Source organism: Flammeovirga sp. SJP92, assembly GCF_001583495.1.
Lineage (GTDB): Bacteria > Bacteroidota > Bacteroidia > Cytophagales > Flammeovirgaceae > Flammeovirga.
Window position 1 is genome coordinate 313,392 of sequence record NZ_LQAQ01000111.1, and the last position, 19,642, is coordinate 333,033.

Below are 19,642 nucleotides of genomic sequence, written 5' to 3' on the forward strand. Positions count from 1 at the left end.
ATATATTCAATAATTCAAATGAAGAATTATTCAGTCATTAATGATTAAAATCCAATTCTGACTGTGAAATTGAATAAACAAAGTAGAAAACAGACAGTTTATCAGATAGTTACTTTGAATTATTCTAAGAGACCAAACACATAAAAGTACCAATAAAACACTATGGAAAATAAAATATATGATTATATAGTAATAGGTTCCGGCTTCGGGGGAAGTGTCTCAGCCATGCGTTTGGCAGAGAAGGGATATAGTGTATTAGTGATTGAAAAAGGGAAGAGGCTTGAAGTAAAGAAGTTACCCAAAACCGATTGGAATATCAGACGTTTTTTGTGGGCACCCATTATTAAGTGTTTTGGACCTCAAAGCCTTACTTTCTTTAAAGAAGTTTTTATCCTTGGAGGAGTTGGTGTTGGCGGCGGAAGCAATGTTTATGGTAATACCCATATGTACCCTCAAGATCACTTTTTTCAAAATAAAGCGTGGAGTCATCTAGATAAGGATTGGAAAGCGACATTGAAACCCTATTATGATAAAGCAAAATTTATGTTGGGGACTATTCCTTTTAAAGACCTGCATGAAGAAGATTTTATTTTGAAGGAAATCGCCCAAGATATGGGGCAAGAAGCTTCATTTGGAGGCGTGAATGTTGGGGTATATTATGAAGGAGAAAATGGAGTAGATCCCTATTTTAAAGGGTTGGGACCAAAGCGTGATGCTTGTCAGAAATGTGCCGGTTGTATGCTGGGCTGTCAATTCAATTCTAAAAACACATTAGAGAAAAATTATTTATTCTTTGCAGAGAAATTTGGTGCTGAAATACTTCCAGAAACAAAAGTAACAGGTATTGAGAAGATCAATGAAGAGTATTTAGTAAGCGTTGAGAACAGTACATCCATTTTCACAAAAAATAAAAGGACACTCAAAGCAAAAGGAGTAGTGGTAAGTGCGGGGGTTATTGGTACCATGAAATTACTTTTAAAAGAAAAGTACGAAACCGGCAAGCTCAAAAATATCTCCAATCGATTAGGTTTTAATATAAGAACAAACTCAGAGATGCTTTGTGGTATTTCTAATGCGGATAGAAAACTCAATAACAGTATCGCCATTAGTTCTTACTTTAATCCTGATGAGAACACACATATCGAAGTAGTGAAATACAATACGGATTCAGGTGCAATGGGCCGTATGTCCGCTTTAGCAACAGGCCCTGCCAGAACAGGTGTAAGGTTTGCGAAGCTGATCGGGAATATTGCTACAAAACCCATTCAGTTTTTGAAAAGTACTTTTAAGATCAGAAAATGGGGGCGAAGCTCTTTGATTTTACTTGTGATGCAGTCTTTGGAAGAAAGTATGACCTTGAAATGGTCGAAAGGGCTGTTTGGAGGAAAACTAAAATTTGACCCCAAAAACAGTTTTGCCGTTCCTGCCTATATTGATGTTGGACAAAAAGTGATGCACCGTTATGCGGAAAAGGTAAGTGGTATACCATTAAATGCAGGTTCTGAAATTTTATTGAACACACCCATGACTGCTCATATATTAGGTGGTTGTAATATGGGAAAAGATGCAGAAGAAGGAGTAGTCAATGAAAAGTTTGAGGTACACAATTATCCTAACCTTTATGTTCTTGATGGCTCTATTATTCCTTGTAATTTGGGAGTGAACCCAAGTTTGACCATTACATCTTTAAGCGAGTATGCGATGTCGCATATTCCGGAGAAAGAGGGGAATAGAAATGTTTCTTTGGAGGAGCAGATGAGAGTGATTGGTAAATCTGAGAGTAGTGAAAAGTCACAAATTTTGAAGTGATACTTTATGAAATACTAGAAGAGAGGTTATTGGTTGAGAAAAGTAGTAAACCATCGCTAAAACCTTTCTCTCTTTTTGTTAATAAAAATGTTATATTTAAATGTCAATTGAAAAAAAAGAATAAATATCAGAGCAAACTTTTTAATGAAACAACTTTTTTTACTGATACTCCTTTCTTTATTAGTAGGGTGTAAATCTAATAAATATGAAGAGCAAGACTTATCAGATCTTTCAAATGAAGATCAAGAAATTTTAAGAGATGTTTTTTATAAACTTACTCCAGATAGACTATTAAAAAAATATACTTTGGATAAGTATATAAATATGTATACTAAAATAGAAAATTCAAAAATAGTTTATTTAAGTCTTTTTTATTTCTCAGATGCGGAGAGAGTAGATCAATTAGATGAATCTTTGTCAAGATTAAGAAAAATCAAAACATTAAATAAATTAAAACTAAGAAACTTTTCTTATATCCCTGATATTTTTAAAACAATAGAAGTAGAAAGTCTGGTTCTTTATAATAAGGAAGATAGTTTAGTTTCTTACACAGGTTTAGAAGAGCTGAAAGGTTTGAAAGATCTTTTAGTTATTCGTCCAGAAGCAACAGTTAATTTTCCTACTTATGTTTACACATTGGAAAATCTTGAGATTATTGATATCAGTCAAAAGTCTCTAAGGGAAGTACCACCCGAAATAGTATCCCTTAAGAATTTAAAGAAGCTAGAAATTCGTTCTGACAGTCTGGAGTATATTTGTCCAGAAGTAGCTCAACTCAGTAAATTAGAAAAATTACATATTGGGAGTCCTAAATTAAAATCGTTACCTAGTTCATTAAGTCAATTAAAGAAGCTAGAAGAGTTTAAGCTATTTTGTTCACTACCAGAACTTCCTGAATGTATAGCAGGTATGGAAAGTTTAAGCGGGTTAATTATCAAAAATAATAAAATACCTACCATTACATCAGTACCTGATTTTATAGGAGAGCTGACTAATTTACGATATTTATCTTTAGAGGCGGATAGTTTAAAAAGTATTTCAAAAGAATTGTCAAAAACAAAACTGAGAACATTTGCAATAACCAATTCAGCACAGGAAATAGATTTTCCTATTGAACTGTCTTCATTACCAATAGAGTATTTGTATTTAAATAATTTACATCTTACAAAAACTCCTGAATTTATTAATAATTTTAAAAAAATGAAGAGGTTAGATATTTCTAAAAATAGAATCACAGAGTTTCGAGGTCCTGAAAATATTGAAACATGGAAACATTTAGACTATTTGGATCTCTCCGATAATGTGATCCCTACTTTACCCAAAGATATAGGGAAATGTTCCAAGCTACGGATATTGAAAGTAGAATATAACCGCCTAAAAACTCTACCAAAATCTATTGGTAATCTTCATGATTTAAATATTTACTGGATGGGAAATCCATGGGAAAGCCTCCCCTCTGAAATATGCGATACTGTTAAAGATTTTAGAGACGGTAATAAAATGAATTTTACCACCAGTTTGTGATTAATATAGAAGCAATAGAGTTGTGTTCATTCTCTTTTTGAATCAATATCAATAAAAAAAAGAGGTAAAAGTCATTCAACTTTTACCTCTTTTTAGTTTTATAAAAATGCTTCTTATAAACCATCAATTGCAGTTTCTAAAGCGATCTCCATCATATCTGTGAACGTATTTTGGCGATCTTCAGAACTTAATTCTTCACCTGTCACTAAACTATCACTTACAGTAAGGATAGTTAAAGCGTGAGCGTTGAATTGAGCAGCGATAGTGTAAAGTGCAGTTGTTTCCATTTCAACGGCTAAAACACCGTATTTAGCCCATTTTTTCCACTCGTCAGCATCATCACCATAGAAAGTGTCTGATGATAAAACGTTACCGTTGAAAGGCTTGATACCTTTTTCTTTCGCGATTTGATTGGCTTTTGCAATCATTTCGAAGTCAGCGGCAGGAGAGTAGTCTTTACCACCGAAACGGTTTTGGTTGAAAGAAGAATCAGTAGAAGCAGACATCGCAAAAACTAAATCTCTTGGCTTGATGTGCGGTTGCATAGAACCACAGCTACCTACACGGATTAATTTTCTAACACCAAATTCAGTCACCAATTCGTGAGCGTAGATACCGATAGAAGGGATACCCATACCTGAACCTTGAACTGAAATTTTATGACCTTTGTAAGTACCAGTGTAACCCAACATTCCACGAACGTTGTTGTATTGTACAGGGTTTTCTAAGTAGTTTTCAGCGATGAATTTTGCACGAAGCGGATCGCCAGGCATTAAAACTACTTCTGCTATATCTCCAGGTTTTGCACCAATATGAATACTCATTTTTTTCTAATTTTTTCGATTATAAAATCATTGAAGCGAAACTACCGTTAGCTGTAGTTTCTCCTAGTAAAACATCCTCAATTGTAGTTCCGATATCTGCGAAAGTAGAGCGGAAACCAATATTGACAGGTTTTACTTTTTTACCATAGATAAGAATTGGAATATGTTCTCTCGTATGATCTGTTCCTTTGAAAATAGGATCGTTACCATGATCTGCAGTGATGATCAATAAGTCGTCATCATTCATTGCTGCAGTGATTTCAGGTAATCGCTGATCAAAGTATTCCAAGGCGTCTCTATAGCCAATCAGATCTCTTCTATGGCCGAAAAGCATATCGAAATCTACAAGGTTAGTGAAGATTAAACCTTCATTGTCTTGCTTAAGGAATTCGATTGTTTTATCAATTCCTTCTGCATTACTTTTTGTGTAAGTGTGTTCTGTAAAACCTTTACCTGCATAGATATCAAAGATTTTACCCACACCAATACTATCTTTTCCGGCTGCTTTAATTCTTGTAAGCATGTTATCAGCAGGCTCCAAAGAATAATCGTGACGGTTAGAAGTACGTTGGTAATCTCCGTTGCTTCCCACAAAAGGTCTAGCAATGACACGCCCTACGCCCAATTGCTCACGAGCAATCTCACAATATTTATAAAGGTCTTCCAAAGGAACAACCTCTTCATGTGCGGCAATTTGGAATACAGAATCTGCTGATGTATAAATAATCAGTTTTCCTGTAGCTACATGCTCATCACCTAATTCATTGATGATGGCAGTTCCTGAAGCCACTTTATTTCCGATAGTCCCTTTACCCGTTGCTTTTTCAAATGCTTCCATGATATCAGCAGGGAAACCATTGGGATAAGTAGGGAAAGGCTCTGTTAAAATCTGTCCTGCAATTTCCCAGTGACCTGTAGTAGTGTCTTTTCCATGAGAAACTTCCTTGGCTTTTCCATAAGCAGCAGAAGTTGTACCCATTGGAGGAAGACCATACAAAGGAGCAATGTTACCAAGTCCCATTTCATGCATATTTGGAATATCCAAACCAGCACTGTCAGCAATGTGACCTAACGTGTTTGCACCTCTATCACCGTATTCGTCGGCATCGGCACTGAAACCAATACCTACACTATCTAAAACGATTAAGGCAACTCTTTTTACCATAGTAATAGTAGTTATTTTCTAGTAGCTGCCTTCGTCGGCAGTACCACCTGAGATAATTTTAATTCCGCTAGATGTACCCAAACGAGTTACACCCATGTCGATGTATTTTTGAGCAGTTTCATAATCACGAACACCACCAGAAGCTTTCAATTGAGCTTTACCAGCTACAGCGTCTTTCATGATTTGAATGTCTTCGTAAGTTGCTCCACCTGTTCCAAAGCCAGTAGAAGTTTTCACGAAGTCAGCGTTAGCATTGATAGAAAGCTTAGAAGCTTCAGCAATTTGCTCTTTTGATAAGTAACAAGTCTCAATGATTACTTTAAGAACTCTATCACCAACCACTTTCTTTAATTCGCTAATTTCATTTTGAACATACGCATGATCACCGTCCAACATTCTACCAACGTTGATGACCATATCTATTTCGTCAGCACCGTTTTCGATGGCTGTTTTTGTTTCAAAAATTTTAGATGCAGTATCCATTTGACCTAATGGAAAACCAACAACAGAACATACCGCCACATCAGAACCCTCAGTTTCTTTCTTAGCTAACGGTACATAACCCGAATTAACACAAACAGAGAAAAAGTGATGTTCCTTTGCTTCTTTACAAAGTTGAACAATTTGGGCATTTGTAGCATTAGCTGCTAATAATGTGTGGTCAATATATTTTGCAATACTCATAAGGAAATTTTTAGTGTTTATATGCAAATTAAGCTTCGCAAATTAATAATACGGTTTTATTATTTATGGCTGTAGTACTTATTAATTGTTATTGTTTTATACTTATTAAGAATCTTAATTAATATAATACAATTCGATGTATACAAAAGTCAAAAATTATTGAATATCAAGAATGATATTAGGAGTTCCAATGGATTCTGTAGAGAATTCATAAGCACTTTCTAATAATTCTTTTGCTTCCGACAATTTTTGATTTTCCTCTCTATAGTAAAGTGTAGCAAGCGTATCTCCTTTGCTGATTTGATCGCCAATTTTTTTGTTGAGCACTATACCTACAGCGTGGTCAATTTTATCCTCTTTCGTTTCTCTTCCAGCACCAAGCATCATAGCTGCAATTCCTACTTTTTCGGCCATTAGAGCTGAAATACATCCAGATTCTTTTGCTTTTAATTCAACTTGATGAGGAGCTGAAAGGAATTTCTCAGGGTTTTCGATGTAGGATGCATCGCCACCGCAGTCAGCCACAAAATCTCTTAAAACATTTACGGCTTCTCCAGTTTTTAATTTAGCAGTTGCTAGAGCAATACCTTCTTCAACTGTTTTAACATCACCTTTCTGTACCAAGGCAATTCCAGTAATCGTAGTGATCAGTTCTTCAAAATCTTTTGGCCCTTCACCTTTCAGTGATTGAATGGCTTCATAAACTTCCAATCCGTTTCCAACAGCATTCCCTAAAGGTTGTTCCATGCCACTGAGTACCACTTTTACTGTTCTACCAAACATTTCGCCAATATTTTTCATAATATTCGCTAATTTTTGAGCATCTTCAAGTGTTTTCATAAAGGCACCGTCACCTACTTTTACATCAAGGATAATTCCATCACTACGTACTGCAAGTTTTTTACTCATAATACTTGATGCAATTAGAGGATAACTACTCACTGTACCTGTAACATCACGCAATGCATACAGTTTTTTATCTAAAGGCACAATGTTATCCGTCTGTCCCATAATTCCAACACCTGTGTGTTCAATGGTTTTGACCATAGCTTGTTCAGAGTCAGGAAATGTGAATCCAGGGATGGCGTCAAATTTGTCCAATGTACCACCTGTATGTCCTAAACCTTTACCAGACATTTTTGCAGTTCCAATTCCGAAAGTAGCTAAAAGAGGAGCCAAGGCTATAGAAGTTTTATCTCCAACACCGCCAGTACTGTGTTTATCAATTAGGAATCGTGTAACTCCTTCTAATTCTATCAGTTGACCTGAATCTCTCATAGTTTTTGTCAGGGTTTTTAATTCCCCTTCAGAAAGGCCATTCAGATAGACTGCCATTAAAAAAGCGGACATTTGATAGTCAGTTACTTTTCCTTCCAGATAGTTAGATAGAAACTCTTGTAGCTCTTGATCAGATAAGAGAATTCCATCTCTCTTCTTTGTGATGATATCTACTGCTCTCATGTAAATCTTATTTTGATATCAAACTTTATTTTGGTTATTTTTATCAGTAATAAATTGATTCAGCGTATATGACAAAGCAAATATTACTTTTTCACTTAATTGTAATTAATCTTACAATTTTAAGTTGTACACAAAATGAGAACCTTCAGGAAGAAAAAATAATTCACTTTGATAATAAGTTTGAAGATAAGCAAATTCGGGCGATTTATGATTTGAGAGATCAAAGAAATGCCTCCGAATTGGTAAAATTACTTCCTCAATTAGATAATTCATATAAAATTGAAATTCTAACCGCTTTAGGGTCTGTTCAAGATACATTAGCATTAGCGTCTTGCAAAGAAATCTTGATGGGAGAGTATCCGTTGGATGTAAAACTAGCGGCTGATTTTGCAATTGGACAAATTGGAGATCCTAGGTTAAATGATTTGTTGATTGATCTAATCATCAACTATCAAGACAAAAGTAAAGGCTTGGAAGTTCTCTTTGAAACTTTAGGAGAATGTGCCGATGAAAGAGCGGTGATTGTAATGTCACATTTCAATACCAAAGATGAATTAGTGAAAAGAGGTATTGTGAAAGGTCTTTATAGAGCATTAACCAGAAAAGGAATTCAGTCTTATGATGCGGCAGAACAAGTGATGAGAATTTTCACTTCCACAAAAGACACAGAAACTAGGGAATGGTGCAGTGCTTATTTTACAAGAATGGACTCCAAGCAAATGGTGGAGACTTTTAATTCTAACATCTTCAACCAAGCAAGAAGAGATACGTCAGCTTTAGTAAGAGCTAACTTTACACAAGCCATTGGTGTTTTTTCAAAAAGTAATGGAAGTTCAACTGCTCTTAAAAAAATCCTTCAGGATGAAAAAGATCCATCAGTACTAGTCAATGCAATTTTGGCTACAAAGAAAGTTAAATACAATGGTGTTGTAGAAGAAACTGTTCCATTTTTAAATCATGAAAATGCTAGAGTTTCTATAAGTGCAGCAAAGGTATTATATGGTAAATTGGGTTGGAAAACTTCAAATGATGTTTATAAAGTAGCTCAAACTATCCAAAATAAAAACACTAGAGCTCTGACTTTGAAAGCAGTAATGAATGAGAGAAACAAGCAGAAGAATATTTATGAATACACGAAAGAGCTTTATGAAAATAGCAGTTCTGTGTATGAACAGTCGCTTTTGTTAGAGGCCATGAACGAATCGTCTCTAGGAAAATCTTTTGTACTTGATGTTTGGATAAATTCAAATGAAAAAGTCTTGCAGACAAAAGCGATTGAGCTAGTGATGAATAATTATGATGGTAAAAAACATTTGAAGAAATCTGACGAAGCTCAATTGAAAGGAATTTTATCGGATGCTTTAAGAACTAAGGATGTTGGACAACTTTATACTATAGGTGCATTTATGCAGAAAAATAACGAGAAGTTTGGTGATGCATTTCCTCCGGTGGCATTAATTGATAGTGTGAAAAATAGTTTATCTCTTCCTTTGCAAGTAGAAGGTTATATTGAATTAGAGAAAACAATCGCAAAAATTCAAGGCTATGATTACCAACCTTCAAGTATTCCAAAAAAGAATGTGAGCATAAATTGGGAGAGCATCCAAAACATTAAACAAGACCAAGAAGTAGTAATTTCAACTTCAAAAGGGGATATCACAATCCAATTAAAAGTGGAAGAAGCACCTGCAACTGTTGCAATGTTTGTTGATTTAATTGAAAAGAAATTTTACGACAGCCTTTATTTCCACAGAGTCGTTCCAAACTTTGTGGTCCAAGGAGGAGATCCTAGAGGAGATGGGTTTGGAGGTTTAGAAACAACAATTCCTTCTGAATTTTCTTACCTGAAATATAAGGTTGGATCATTGGGTATTGCATCAGCCGGTAAGGATACAGAATCATGTCAGTTCTTTATGACAGAAGTGGCTACGCATCATTTAGATGGACGATATACCATTTTTGCAGAAATTGTAAATGGCGTTGCAGTAATGAAATCTTTAGAGTATGGTGATCAGATTATTAAGGTCAATTTACAAAAAGATAATATCGCAGAGGTACAATAATATCCGCGAAAAATGATAAATTTACCAATGTGTATATAATTCCAGGAGATAATTTACAGACAAATGATATTTAGGTTTAACTATTTTTTTATTCTGCTTGCCTACAGTTTTGTGTTTTTCAGTTGCAGTGTAGAGCAATTTGATGAAGAGAAACCTTTTTCAATCAAAATATCCTCTTTTAGAGAATATGATGATGCAGAGAGGGCTTTTGATAGAATCAAGGATCTTGGGGTTAAACCTTATATGATTTCACAGACTTCATCAGAAAATGGGAAATGGTTCCATATCATGGCGGGTACTGAAAAGTCGTTAGAGGATATATTATCATTGAAAATGAATATTGAGGACGACTTAAGATTGACAGGTCTTGAAATCCAGAATTATAATAAAATAGCAAAGGAGTTATATCCAGTCGATGATGATGACGATATTGAAAATTATCCTGTGACATGGCCTAGCCTTGATTTAATCGCACAGTTGCCTTTTTCAACCAATCATGTTCTTACTGATGTAAAATCGCTTCACTATTACAAAGATATTAGCCATAGAAGTAATAAAATCAGCAAGAACATTGACTTTGATTGGCCTCGTGGTTTATCTAGTCGAATGTTTGATAAAAACGTAGAGGAAATAGCAGAAGCTCGTTATTTTGATCCAATTTATAAAGATGAAGTAGTTGTACATGTTATCAAGCTTCATGAAAAACATGAACTTGGTGAAGAGGTATCTAAAATGATAGCGGAGAAGATTTTGAATTCCAAGAAATACAACGTCAAGAAAATGGACTTTCATGACAGTAATAATAATTGGGGAATGAAAGGATATACCGTTACGATCAACCCAAGGGAACTGAAGTCTTATTTAGTACAGGAAAGTGCCTCAGGATTGCTGATTGCCTTGTTTCAGTCCACCAATAATGACATTAACCTTTTGAAGGGATTTGCATCAAAAATTGGAGAAGATAAGTCCATTGAAGATTACCATAGTTTAGGAAGAATACTTGGAGCTTTGCCTGATAATGTAGGATCTACAGAACGTTTGGTGGCTTTTAATTTTGAGACGAAGAAAAGTTTAAGAGGAAAAACGGCACTTTTGGAGGTAAAAGAAACAAATGCTGATTTTCTATTTAATGATTCAGCAAAAGGTACAATTGTCTATCAGTTTGAAAATATCAATGATCAAGCAATAACTGATCGAATTTTCAAGAAAAGATATTCTACTTACATCAATGATAGTAAGGTAGAAAAGCTACTTGTTGGAAGTCGTGATGCTTTTATTTATAAAATCAGAAGACGTAATCCTGAAACAAGAAGAATCGCCTATATGGCTGAGTCAATTATTTTCCAAAATGATAGATTGATTGGAAAAGTGTCTAATTATAGAGATGGTTTGTATTCAGATGCAGAATTGATCCATAAACTTTCGTCATTACGTTTGGGTGAAAATTTTCAATTGAGTGAACCTAATAATGTTCTTTAAGAATGTTGAAATTCGAATATGTAAAAAGGGAGTTGAGATTTAATTTTCCCGCTAAAACCTCAAGAGGTTCTATTTCTACTAAAGATTGCTTCTTGATTAAAGTGTATCACAAAGAGTCACCTGAAGTAACTGGATGGGGGGAGTGTAACATTCTAAAAGGATTGAGTGTCGATGCGTTTTCTGATTATGAAGGTCGTTTGCAATCGATTTTAAATTTATGCAATACTTCCTTGGTAACCTTAGAAAACTTGAATGAATTTGTTGACAAGGAAAAATACCCCAGTATTTATTTCGGATTGGAAACAGCCTTGCTTGATCTTCAGCATGGAGGACAAAAGATAATCTATCAAAATAGTTTTATTGAAGGTACACCTATTCCAATTAATGGATTGGTTTGGATGGGAGATAAGGCTTTCATGAAGGAACAGATTGATAAGAAATTACAATTAGGTTTTGACTGTATAAAGATAAAAGTAGGGGCGCTTAACTTCCAAGATGAATTAGACCTGCTGAAATACATAAGAAAAGAGTTTACCGCAGATAAAATCACTTTAAGAGTAGATGCTAATGGAGCTTTTAAAGTGGAGGAAGCATTAGAGAAATTAAATCAATTGTCGGCCTTTGATTTGCATTCTATTGAACAACCAATATGGGCGGGGCAAATTGATGAAATGGCATCACTTTGTGAAAAGACGCCAATACCAATAGCACTGGACGAAGAGTTGATTGGTGTTAAAAGTGAAGATCAGTTGAAGCTTCTAGAAACGATACAGCCTCAATATATCATTTTAAAACCTGCTTTGGTGGGTGGTTTGGAAGCATCAAAGCAATGGATTACTTATGCGGAACAATTGAACATTCCATGGTGGATGACTTCTGCATTAGAATCTAATATTGGTTTGAATGCTATTGCTCAGTTTACAGCCAACTATACAATAGACAAGCCACATGGCTTAGGAACAGGACAGCTCTATCACAATAACTACCCTTCACCGCTTACAGTAAATGACGGGACAATTTTTTACGATAAAAACAGAGGGTGGGAAATTGAATAAATGTTGCATGTTTTTTAGATTTTGTAATTCCTGAATGACATTTTATTACACATAAGAAACTGCGAACCTGATTTTAGCACTGAATCTTTACCTTGCATCTATAATTTAATTTGCTTTCGCCCTGCTTCTTTCATTTTCTATTTGGAAGTAGTAGACCAATTAACCTTGAATTTAGATGTATTACTCGAAACTGATTCTGATCATAGCTATTGTTCTTGGGTCAAATCAACTTACTGCACAAAATTTTTCTACAGGAAAAGAACTGAAAAAATATTACAAAGAAAATTGTAACCAGTTTCAGAATCCGAAAGAGGGATGGAATGAAGCGTGGATTATCTTACCTGAAGAAGCTGATTTTATGATTGACTTGACGGAAGAAGTTGTAGAAGCTAAAATATATATTGAGAATGGTGAGATGAAGTGGATTCATTATAAAGGATATGGTTACCATCAAGAAGTTTATCCTTTAGGTACGATAAAAAAGGGAAAGGGGGCATTTCAAAAAGTAATCTTAGATATTAGTAATGAATTGACGGAAGTGTATGTAGCATATGACCATACCGTTATTTTCAAACCTCAAAAAACACCAACAGAACCTCTATTAAATACAGCCGATGAAATTGGTAATGTCACTTTTTATTCTAATGAAAATAAACTTGAGAAGCATGGTTTTTATGTCTTTATTCAAAATACAAAATCAAAGGATTATGACTTTGTAGGGTTTATCAATAAGAAATGTAGTGATGCAGAAAAATGTACTTCTGACAACAGTTTAAAGGTTGTATTGAAGAATGGAAAATATGAATTTTATACGGTAAAAGATAAAATTCAAATCAACAGGAAAATGCCTACTCGTAAATACTCCATTGAGGTGAAAGGTGATGCATCAAGGCCCATCGAGTTATTTACTGGAACAGAGAATTAAAGAAACTTTTAGCAGAACAGAAGACCTCATGATAATATAATATTGTCATGAGGTTTCTTATTATATTCTATGTATACATTTGCTTTGAAAATGATTTTTTGCATAATCAGAACAGACCTTACAAAGGTAATATAGTCTCTCTAATTCATTATTCTACAAATCTTTAAATAATGATATTTGTAAAAACCTAATTTGACTCATATGTATTACTCACGAATTTTATTACTCATTGCCTCTATTATTGGGGCTGTTCAATTAAATGCTCAAGATTTCACTTCAAAAAAAGATCTGAAAAATTATTACAAAGAAAATAGTAAGCAGTTACCTAGTCCACAAGAAGGTTGGCATGAGGTCTGGGTTATTATGCCTTCGGAATCTGACTATATTACTGATTTAAAAGAGGAAGTTGTTGATGCTAGCGTTTTAGTGAAAAATGGAGAGGTACTTAAAGTTTTGTATCATGATTATAAATATGCTCAAACGGTTTATGCTTCAGGTACGATAAAAAATGGAAAAGCTTCTTATCAAAATGTATTCCTAAACATTAATAATAACCTTACGGAGGTATTTACAGCATACAATCATACGGTTATTTTTAAGAAAGAAGACCATGAATCTCCTTCTCCTTTTGTGAATCAAAAACATATAGGAGAAATGACTTTTTTCAGTGCGGCAAAGAAAGTTGAAAAGCAGGGGTTTTTCGTTTTTGTAAAAAATGAAAATACAGACATGTATGACTTCATGGGTTATTTAAACAAGAAATGCAGTGAGGTAAAAGAGTGTAACGAAGAGAATGGTCTGCACTTTTATATAAAGTCAGGAAATTATGAAATGCTTGCTGTGCAAAATAAGATCCAATTCAACCGTCATATGCCTGTTAATACTTATAATGTGATGATAGAGGAGGAAGCAGAAAAAGTACAGGAAATTGTAGCTAAAAAGTAAAATACATTAGAAAAAAGAAACCCCTTATGGACTTTATTAAAGAACCATAAGGGGTTGATTTATGTAGTACACTCTTAGTGAATACCTTTCATCATCTTATTTAAGATTGGTGATACAGCAAATGCTACAGCTGCAGCAATTAAAGCGTAAACCGTAATGAAGTAGAATGTATCAAAACCATAGCTTTGTGAGATTGCAGTCATTTGTGCCGCTAAGTAGTTACCCAAAGCAATAGAACCCATCCAAAGACCCATCATAACTGAAACGATTTTGGCTGGAGATAATTTTGTAATCATTGATAATCCAATTGGAGACATGAATAATTCACCAACAGTGTGGAAAAGGTATACCATCACTAACCACAATGGAGAGATTAGCATGTTTGACTCAGTGTAAGTGTCATTTGCTAATGCCATAATACCAAAACCTACACCTAGGAATACTAATGATAACGCAAATTTAACTGGTGTTCTTGGGTTCAATTTAGCTTCAGAAAGCTTAGTCCACATGATTGTGAAAATTGGAGCCAAGATAATGATAAATACAGCGTTGATAGATTGGAACCAAGAGGCTGGAACCTCAAACCCAAACACATCACGGTTTGTATATTCATTGGCGAAAGTGTTGAATGAAGTACCTGCTTGTTCAAAACCTGACCAGAAAATGACATTGAAAACAGCAAGAGCTAAGATTACTCCAACACGGCTCCATTCAGTACCACCTGAAGTATTTTGGAAGATAGTGAAAGCAAGGTAACCAATACCACCAATAGCAATGATTTGAACTACTGTATTGATAATATCAGCATCAATGTTTACTAATGACCATACTGTACCATAAGTGATAGCAGCAAGACCTACAACGTAAGCAAGGATTTGCATCCAATCTTTTTGATTCAATTTGAATTTTGTAGACGCATCGTCTTTTGGAGCCATACCAACAGCATGACCTGTTTCACCACTCACAACAGAAGTTTCTCTAAAGAAGAACCAGATTGTTGAAGCAACCATACCGATACCTGCAGCAATGAATCCATATTCCCAACCTACTTTTTCAGCTAATGAACCACCTACAAAGTTTGTTACGAATGCACCTAAGTTGATACCCATATAGAAGATCGTGAAACCACCATCTTTATTAGGGTCATCTGAACTATATAAACCACCAACCATTGTAGAAATGTTTGGTTTGAAGAAACCATTACCAATAATAAGTAAACCAAGGCCTAAGTAAAGAGAAAGTTGTCTGGCAGTTACTAATTCACCCAATCCGTAGCGAACTGAAGCGGCCATAGTAAATTGACCAAGTGCCATGAGAAGTGCACCGATGTAGATTGATTTTCTTTGACCAATAAGTTTGTCTGCAAGAATACCACCTAAGATAGGAGTTACGTATACAAGGGCAGTGAAAATACCGTAGATTTCGTAAGCTCCAGTTTTTTCAAGCCCGAAACCGCCATCCATTAATGTTGCAGTTAGGTAAAGGACGAAGAAACCACGCATTCCGTAGTAGCTGAAACGCTCCCAGAATTCTGTGGCGAACAAAGTGTAAAGCCCTTTAGGGTGGCCTGTTGAAGTTGCCTTATTCACAATTTTAAATTTTGGTTAGTAATAAATTTATTTTAGACGTAAAAAATCTTCAATGGAAGTCGAAGTTTAAAAACATATTAATCATTAAGTCTCTTATTTTTACGTTTAAATGTTTAATCCACAAATATGCAAAATATTCTAGAAAGAAAAAGTTGATATTTAGCATTAAAACACTCATTTTTTTGTATTATCTTTCCAATAAGTATTAATTTTTTCATTTATATAAACATTAAATAATTTAATGAACATAACTATTATCGCTGGATTTTTGGTCTTGGGCATAGCAGGTTTCTTTACATTATTATATTTTGTACCTGTAAACCTTTGGATTACAGCCATATTCTCAGGTGTTAGAATTAGCTTAATTAGCCTTGTGACAATGAGAATTAGAAAAGTACCTCCAAAAGTTATCGTCAACTCATTAATTACTGCAACCAAAGCGGGTTTAGATTTAAATACCACAGATTTAGAAACGCACTACTTAGCAGGTGGTCATGTACCATCAGTGATCAAAGCATTAATTTCAGCAGACAAAGCCAATATTCCATTATCATTCAAACAAGCAGCAGCTGTAGATTTAGCAGGTAGAGATGTATTTGAAGCAGTTCAAATTTCAGTAAACCCTCAAGTGATCAATACACCAAATGTGTCAGCTGTAGCACAAGATGGTATTCAATTGGTTGCCAAAGCTAGAGTAACAGTTAGAGCCAATATCGCTCAATTGGTAGGTGGTGCCGGTGAAGAAACTATCTTAGCCAGAGTTGGTGAGGGTATTGTAACTTCAATTGGCTCGTCATTATCACACAAAGAGGTATTAGAAAACCCTGACAAAATTTCAAGGTTAGTGTTGGAAAAAGGATTGGATTCTGGTACTGCCTTCGAAATTCTTTCTATTGATATTGCTGATGTTGATGTTGGGGACAATATTGGTGCTAAACTTCAGATTGACCAAGCAGATGCAGATTTAAAAGTAGCAGAAGCAAAGGCAGAGGAAAGAAGAGCAATGGCCGTTGCGATTGAGCAAGAAATGAAAGCGAAAACACAACAGTCAAGAGCGAAGGTAATTGAAGCAGAAGCAGAAGTGCCATTGGCAATTGCAGAGGCATTCAGAAGTGGTAATCTTGGTATCATGGATTACTATAAGTTGAAAAACCTTCAAGCAGACACTACAATGAGAGATTCTATTGCTGAAGCAAGCAGAGACGATCAAACACAAGATAAACGATCTGATGATGAAGATGAAGATGAATATTAATCTTTAAAATTATCATTGATAAAAAGGACGCTAAGCTAAATGGTTTACGTCCTTTTTTTATAAGCAATAGTCAAACAAAAAAAGCCCAGAACCACAGTTCTGAGCTTTTTGGAATGATATATAATTAAGTTTTCAGTTAGACCAAATAATACACCTGTGCTACTATAAAGCAAACTATGAAACCTAAAATGACTGGCCCAATAGAAGCAAGAGTAGTCCATCGGATACTGTTCGTCTCCTTGTAAATGGTGTATATTGTAGTACTGCAAGGATTGTGAATTAGAGAGAAAAGCATCACGTTGATAGCAGTCAGTAGTGTCCATCCTCCAGCCACTAAAACATCATGAGTATTGCCTAATGAATCTAATTCAAACATTACGCCATCACCAGCACCGTAGCCTGTGATAGAAGAAGTCATTACAGTAAGCATTAAAATGGTTGGAATAACAATCTCATTGGCTGGAATGGCCAAAACATAGGCTAAAAGAATGACACCGTTCAATCCAATCAATAATCCAAAATTATCCAAGATATAGATTAGGTGATTTGCAATTGATTCTCCTCCAATATTAATGTTACACACTAGCCAAATTACAGCACCTGCAGGAGCAGCAAATAAACAGGCTCTCCAAAGTACAATCAGCGTTCTATCGATTAGTGAAGTATAGATGGTTTGTAAAATTCTTGGTTTTCTATAAGGAGGTAACTCTAATGTAAAAGAAGATACTTCACCTTTTAAGAAAGTTCTTGAAAGTGCCCAAGAGGTTAAGAAAGTCAATCCAATCCCTAAAAGTGCAACTCCAATTACACTGGCTGTAGAAACTAAACTTCTGTAGGATTCTGGTACCATTTGTCCTACGAAAATTGTCCCCAAAAGAATTTGCGTTGGCCAACGGCCATTACAAAGTGAAAAATTATTGGTGATAATAGCAATTAATCTTTCTCTAGGACTGTCAATGATTCTTGTTGCAATCACTCCGGCAGCATTACAGCCAAAGCCCATACTCATGGTTAAAGCTTGTTTACCATGTGCGCCAGACTTTCTAAAAAGAGCATCTAAGTTAAATGCAATCCTTGGCAAGTATCCTAGATCTTCCAAAATGGTAAATAATGGAAAAAAGATAGCCATAGGAGGGAGCATTACTGAAATTACCCAAGCCAGAGATAGAAAAACACCATCAATAAAAAAACCACTTAACCATGAAGGTGTTCCAATATCAATCGCAAAAGCTCTGAGCCACTCATAAGCATTGTCTAAAAGTAAAAATGCTAAAAACTGAGAGGGATAATTTGAACCAATAATTGTCAGCCATAAAACAATGGCCAACACACAAAACATAATTGGAAAGCCCCAAATCGGACTTGTTACCACTCTGTCAATGGCTCTATCTATATTAAAATTTCCTTTTTGTCCTTCTTTAATTACTGTTCTATCTGCAATCTGCGCAGCATTTTGATAGATACTTTCAGAGAGCTTGTCATGGAATTCCTGCCCAATTTCCCACCTTGTATCGGCGGCTTGCTCTAAAAGATTTTTAATGGCATTTTGCTTGTCCATTGTAGCTTTATTTGTCGTTTATAAATTCTCCGTCTTCAATTGCCTTAATAATATCTTCATCACCATCCAGCAATCTGAAAGCAATCCACCTAGCATTTGGAAGTCCAGGGTACACACTTTCAATAGAAGCTTGAATCTTTGATACTTTTTTATCAATCTCCTTAGGAACATTTTTAATTCTGTGTGGAGTACATTTGATTTTTCCTTTAGCGACTTCATCCACTGTTTTTAATAGCTCTTGAATCCCCACGTTTCTGATGGCGGAAGTAGCCACTACTGGAATTCCAAGATCTTTTGACAATGTTCGCTCATCAACAGTGATGTTATGACGCTTTGCCTCATCAATTAAATTGAGACATAAAACGGCCTTGTCTGTGATTTCAAGAATTTGAAGTACGAGATTCAGGTTTCTTTCTAAACGCCCAGCATCAACAACAATAATGGTCACGTCAGGCTTACCGAATAAAATAAAATTTCTCGCTATCTCCTCATCTTCCGAAGTAGACATTAAAGAATAAGTTCCTGGAAGGTCAATGATCTTATAGCTATTTTCATTGTACATAAAACCGCCTTCAGCTCTGCCTACTGTTTTACCGGGCCAGTTGCCTGTGTGCTGTTTTAACCCTGTCAAATTATTAAAAACAGTACTTTTTCCTGTATTAGGATTTCCTGCGAGAGCAATTACAAAATCTGTATTTTCAACATCAACACCCAATTTTTTTAAACTTGTATTGGGGTTATGAGCACATGAATCGCAGGCACTTGGTGTATTATTCTGCATCATTATTAATCTTTTTAATTAATATCATGTCCGTTTGTTCTTTTCTTAAAGCAATCAGTGTATCTCTGATCAAAAATGCGGTAGGGTCAGACAAAGGGCTTACCATATTGATCATGATTTTAGAGCCTTTTACAAAACCCAAATCCAGCAACCTTCTTCTGTTAATGCCTCTGCACTCAGAAGATAATCCAGTGATTATTGCTTGCTCTCCTTTTTTGAGGTGAGAAAGCCTTACAATTCCTTTTGGTATTTCTTCTTCTTCCTCCAACACCTGCACTGTTATGTTTTCAAGGTCTTTTCTGTTGAAATGCAATGCGTGACCTTCAGTAGCGTACATAGAAGATGTGAAATTGATGGTCATGATTGATCCAATGTGCAGACCTTGTTTTAATATAGATTTATAAACTTCTTTTGGTTCATCTTCTATATGTAAAACTTTTACAGTGCAATTATGTTCTATTTTTGAAAGGCTTATTCCTTTTAAACGAGGTAGTTTTCCGTCTTTTGTTGGGATGGGATGGGATC

Annotated in this window: 16 protein-coding genes; 8 read left to right on the top strand and 8 right to left on the bottom strand. The window is 35.1% G+C overall.

Annotated features, from left to right (window positions below; all coding sequences use genetic code 11):
- Positions 1–162: 162 nt before the first annotated feature.
- Entirely contained in the window at positions 163–1,809 is a 1,647-nt protein-coding gene (locus AVL50_RS29270; RefSeq protein WP_062621039.1) for a GMC oxidoreductase, read from the top strand.
- A 144-nt stretch (positions 1,810–1,953) separates the two neighbouring features.
- A complete protein-coding gene (locus AVL50_RS29275) occupies positions 1,954–3,333 on the top strand; it encodes a leucine-rich repeat domain-containing protein (RefSeq protein WP_062621041.1) in 1,380 nt (459 codons plus the stop codon).
- A 113-nt stretch (positions 3,334–3,446) separates the two neighbouring features.
- Here the strand turns inward: AVL50_RS29275 and deoD are convergent, their stop codons facing one another.
- From deoD to AVL50_RS29295, 4 genes are all read right to left on the bottom strand, one after another.
- On the bottom strand, positions 3,447–4,157 hold the full coding sequence (gene deoD, locus AVL50_RS29280; RefSeq protein WP_062621043.1) for a purine-nucleoside phosphorylase: 711 nt from the start codon (positions 4,155–4,157) through the stop codon (positions 3,447–3,449).
- Between the two features lie 19 nt (positions 4,158–4,176).
- On the bottom strand, positions 4,177–5,322 hold the full coding sequence (locus tag AVL50_RS29285; protein ID WP_062621045.1) for a phosphopentomutase: 1,146 nt from the start codon (positions 5,320–5,322) through the stop codon (positions 4,177–4,179).
- Between the two features lie 18 nt (positions 5,323–5,340).
- Positions 5,341–6,006: a deoxyribose-phosphate aldolase gene (gene deoC, locus AVL50_RS29290; protein WP_062621046.1), complete on the bottom strand. Its 666-nt coding sequence runs from the start codon at positions 6,004–6,006 to the stop codon at positions 5,341–5,343.
- Positions 6,007–6,162: 156 nt separating this feature from the next.
- Positions 6,163–7,467 carry a thymidine phosphorylase gene (locus AVL50_RS29295; protein ID WP_062621049.1) on the bottom strand — a complete coding sequence of 435 codons (1,305 nt, stop codon included), beginning with the start codon at positions 7,465–7,467 and terminating at the stop codon, positions 6,163–6,165.
- A gap of 68 nt (positions 7,468–7,535) precedes the next feature.
- On the opposite strand from AVL50_RS29295, the gene AVL50_RS33575 reads away from it, so the two are divergent.
- The 5 genes from AVL50_RS33575 (at position 7,536) to AVL50_RS29320 (ending at position 13,934) form a co-directional block, all read left to right on the top strand.
- Positions 7,536–9,530, top strand: coding sequence for a peptidylprolyl isomerase (locus AVL50_RS33575; protein WP_216639100.1), 1,995 nt, complete (start codon positions 7,536–7,538; stop codon positions 9,528–9,530).
- Between the two features lie 63 nt (positions 9,531–9,593).
- Positions 9,594–11,009 carry an SPOR domain-containing protein gene (locus AVL50_RS29305; protein WP_157491666.1) on the top strand — a complete coding sequence of 472 codons (1,416 nt, stop codon included), beginning with the start codon at positions 9,594–9,596 and terminating at the stop codon, positions 11,007–11,009.
- A 2-nt stretch (positions 11,010–11,011) separates the two neighbouring features.
- The gene (locus AVL50_RS29310; protein WP_062621053.1) at positions 11,012–12,064 is read left to right on the top strand and encodes an o-succinylbenzoate synthase; all 1,053 of its coding nucleotides are present in this window, start codon (positions 11,012–11,014) and stop codon (positions 12,062–12,064) included.
- Positions 12,065–12,239: 175 nt separating this feature from the next.
- On the top strand, positions 12,240–12,989 hold the full coding sequence (locus tag AVL50_RS29315) for a hypothetical protein (RefSeq protein ID WP_062621055.1): 750 nt from the start codon (positions 12,240–12,242) through the stop codon (positions 12,987–12,989).
- A gap of 201 nt (positions 12,990–13,190) precedes the next feature.
- Entirely contained in the window at positions 13,191–13,934 is a 744-nt protein-coding gene (locus AVL50_RS29320; RefSeq protein ID WP_062621056.1) for a hypothetical protein, read from the top strand.
- A gap of 74 nt (positions 13,935–14,008) precedes the next feature.
- Here the strand turns inward: AVL50_RS29320 and AVL50_RS29325 are convergent, their stop codons facing one another.
- A complete protein-coding gene (locus AVL50_RS29325; protein WP_062621058.1) occupies positions 14,009–15,523 on the bottom strand; it encodes a peptide MFS transporter in 1,515 nt (504 codons plus the stop codon).
- Between the two features lie 241 nt (positions 15,524–15,764).
- Here AVL50_RS29325 and floA point away from each other — a divergent pair, with 241 nt between their 5' ends.
- Positions 15,765–16,778 carry a flotillin-like protein FloA gene (gene floA / locus AVL50_RS29330; RefSeq protein WP_062621060.1) on the top strand — a complete coding sequence of 338 codons (1,014 nt, stop codon included), beginning with the start codon at positions 15,765–15,767 and terminating at the stop codon, positions 16,776–16,778.
- Positions 16,779–16,914: 136 nt separating this feature from the next.
- On the opposite strand, the gene AVL50_RS33580 is transcribed toward floA, so the two are convergent.
- The 3 genes from AVL50_RS33580 to AVL50_RS29345 form a co-directional block, all read right to left on the bottom strand.
- Positions 16,915–18,336 carry a nucleoside recognition domain-containing protein gene (locus AVL50_RS33580; RefSeq protein ID WP_062621062.1) on the bottom strand — a complete coding sequence of 474 codons (1,422 nt, stop codon included), beginning with the start codon at positions 18,334–18,336 and terminating at the stop codon, positions 16,915–16,917.
- Positions 18,337–18,343: 7 nt separating this feature from the next.
- Complete coding sequence (locus AVL50_RS33585) at positions 18,344–19,120, bottom strand: FeoB small GTPase domain-containing protein (protein WP_216639101.1); 777 nt, start codon at positions 19,118–19,120, stop codon at positions 18,344–18,346.
- Positions 19,107–19,642, bottom strand: a 536-nt coding sequence (locus AVL50_RS29345) for a FeoA family protein (protein ID WP_172826948.1), incomplete at its 5' end; no start/stop codon positions are given. The genes AVL50_RS29345 and AVL50_RS33585, both read right to left, overlap by 14 nt.

What these genes read in the sequence shown, in the direction of transcription:
- deoC (WP_062621046.1), bottom strand. Translation starts at nt 6,006, where the DNA reads ATGAGTATTGCAAAATATATTGACCACACATTATTAGCAGCTAATGCT.
- AVL50_RS29285 (WP_062621045.1), bottom strand. Translation starts at nt 5,322, where the DNA reads ATGGTAAAAAGAGTTGCCTTAATCGTTTTAGATAGTGTAGGTATTGGT.
- AVL50_RS29305 (WP_157491666.1), top strand. Translation starts at nt 9,594, where the DNA reads ATGATATTTAGGTTTAACTATTTTTTTATTCTGCTTGCCTACAGTTTT.
- floA (WP_062621060.1), top strand. Translation starts at nt 15,765, where the DNA reads ATGAACATAACTATTATCGCTGGATTTTTGGTCTTGGGCATAGCAGGT.
- AVL50_RS29310 (WP_062621053.1), top strand. Translation starts at nt 11,012, where the DNA reads ATGTTGAAATTCGAATATGTAAAAAGGGAGTTGAGATTTAATTTTCCC.
- AVL50_RS29320 (WP_062621056.1), top strand. Translation starts at nt 13,191, where the DNA reads ATGTATTACTCACGAATTTTATTACTCATTGCCTCTATTATTGGGGCT.
- AVL50_RS29275 (WP_062621041.1), top strand. Translation starts at nt 1,954, where the DNA reads ATGAAACAACTTTTTTTACTGATACTCCTTTCTTTATTAGTAGGGTGT.
- AVL50_RS29315 (WP_062621055.1), top strand. Translation starts at nt 12,240, where the DNA reads ATGTATTACTCGAAACTGATTCTGATCATAGCTATTGTTCTTGGGTCA.
- AVL50_RS33580 (WP_062621062.1), bottom strand. Translation starts at nt 18,336, where the DNA reads ATGGACAAGCAAAATGCCATTAAAAATCTTTTAGAGCAAGCCGCCGAT.
- AVL50_RS29270 (WP_062621039.1), top strand. Translation starts at nt 163, where the DNA reads ATGGAAAATAAAATATATGATTATATAGTAATAGGTTCCGGCTTCGGG.
- AVL50_RS33575 (WP_216639100.1), top strand. Translation starts at nt 7,536, where the DNA reads ATGACAAAGCAAATATTACTTTTTCACTTAATTGTAATTAATCTTACA.
- AVL50_RS33585 (WP_216639101.1), bottom strand. Translation starts at nt 19,120, where the DNA reads ATGATGCAGAATAATACACCAAGTGCCTGCGATTCATGTGCTCATAAC.
- AVL50_RS29295 (WP_062621049.1), bottom strand. Translation starts at nt 7,467, where the DNA reads ATGAGAGCAGTAGATATCATCACAAAGAAGAGAGATGGAATTCTCTTA.
- deoD (WP_062621043.1), bottom strand. Translation starts at nt 4,157, where the DNA reads ATGAGTATTCATATTGGTGCAAAACCTGGAGATATAGCAGAAGTAGTT.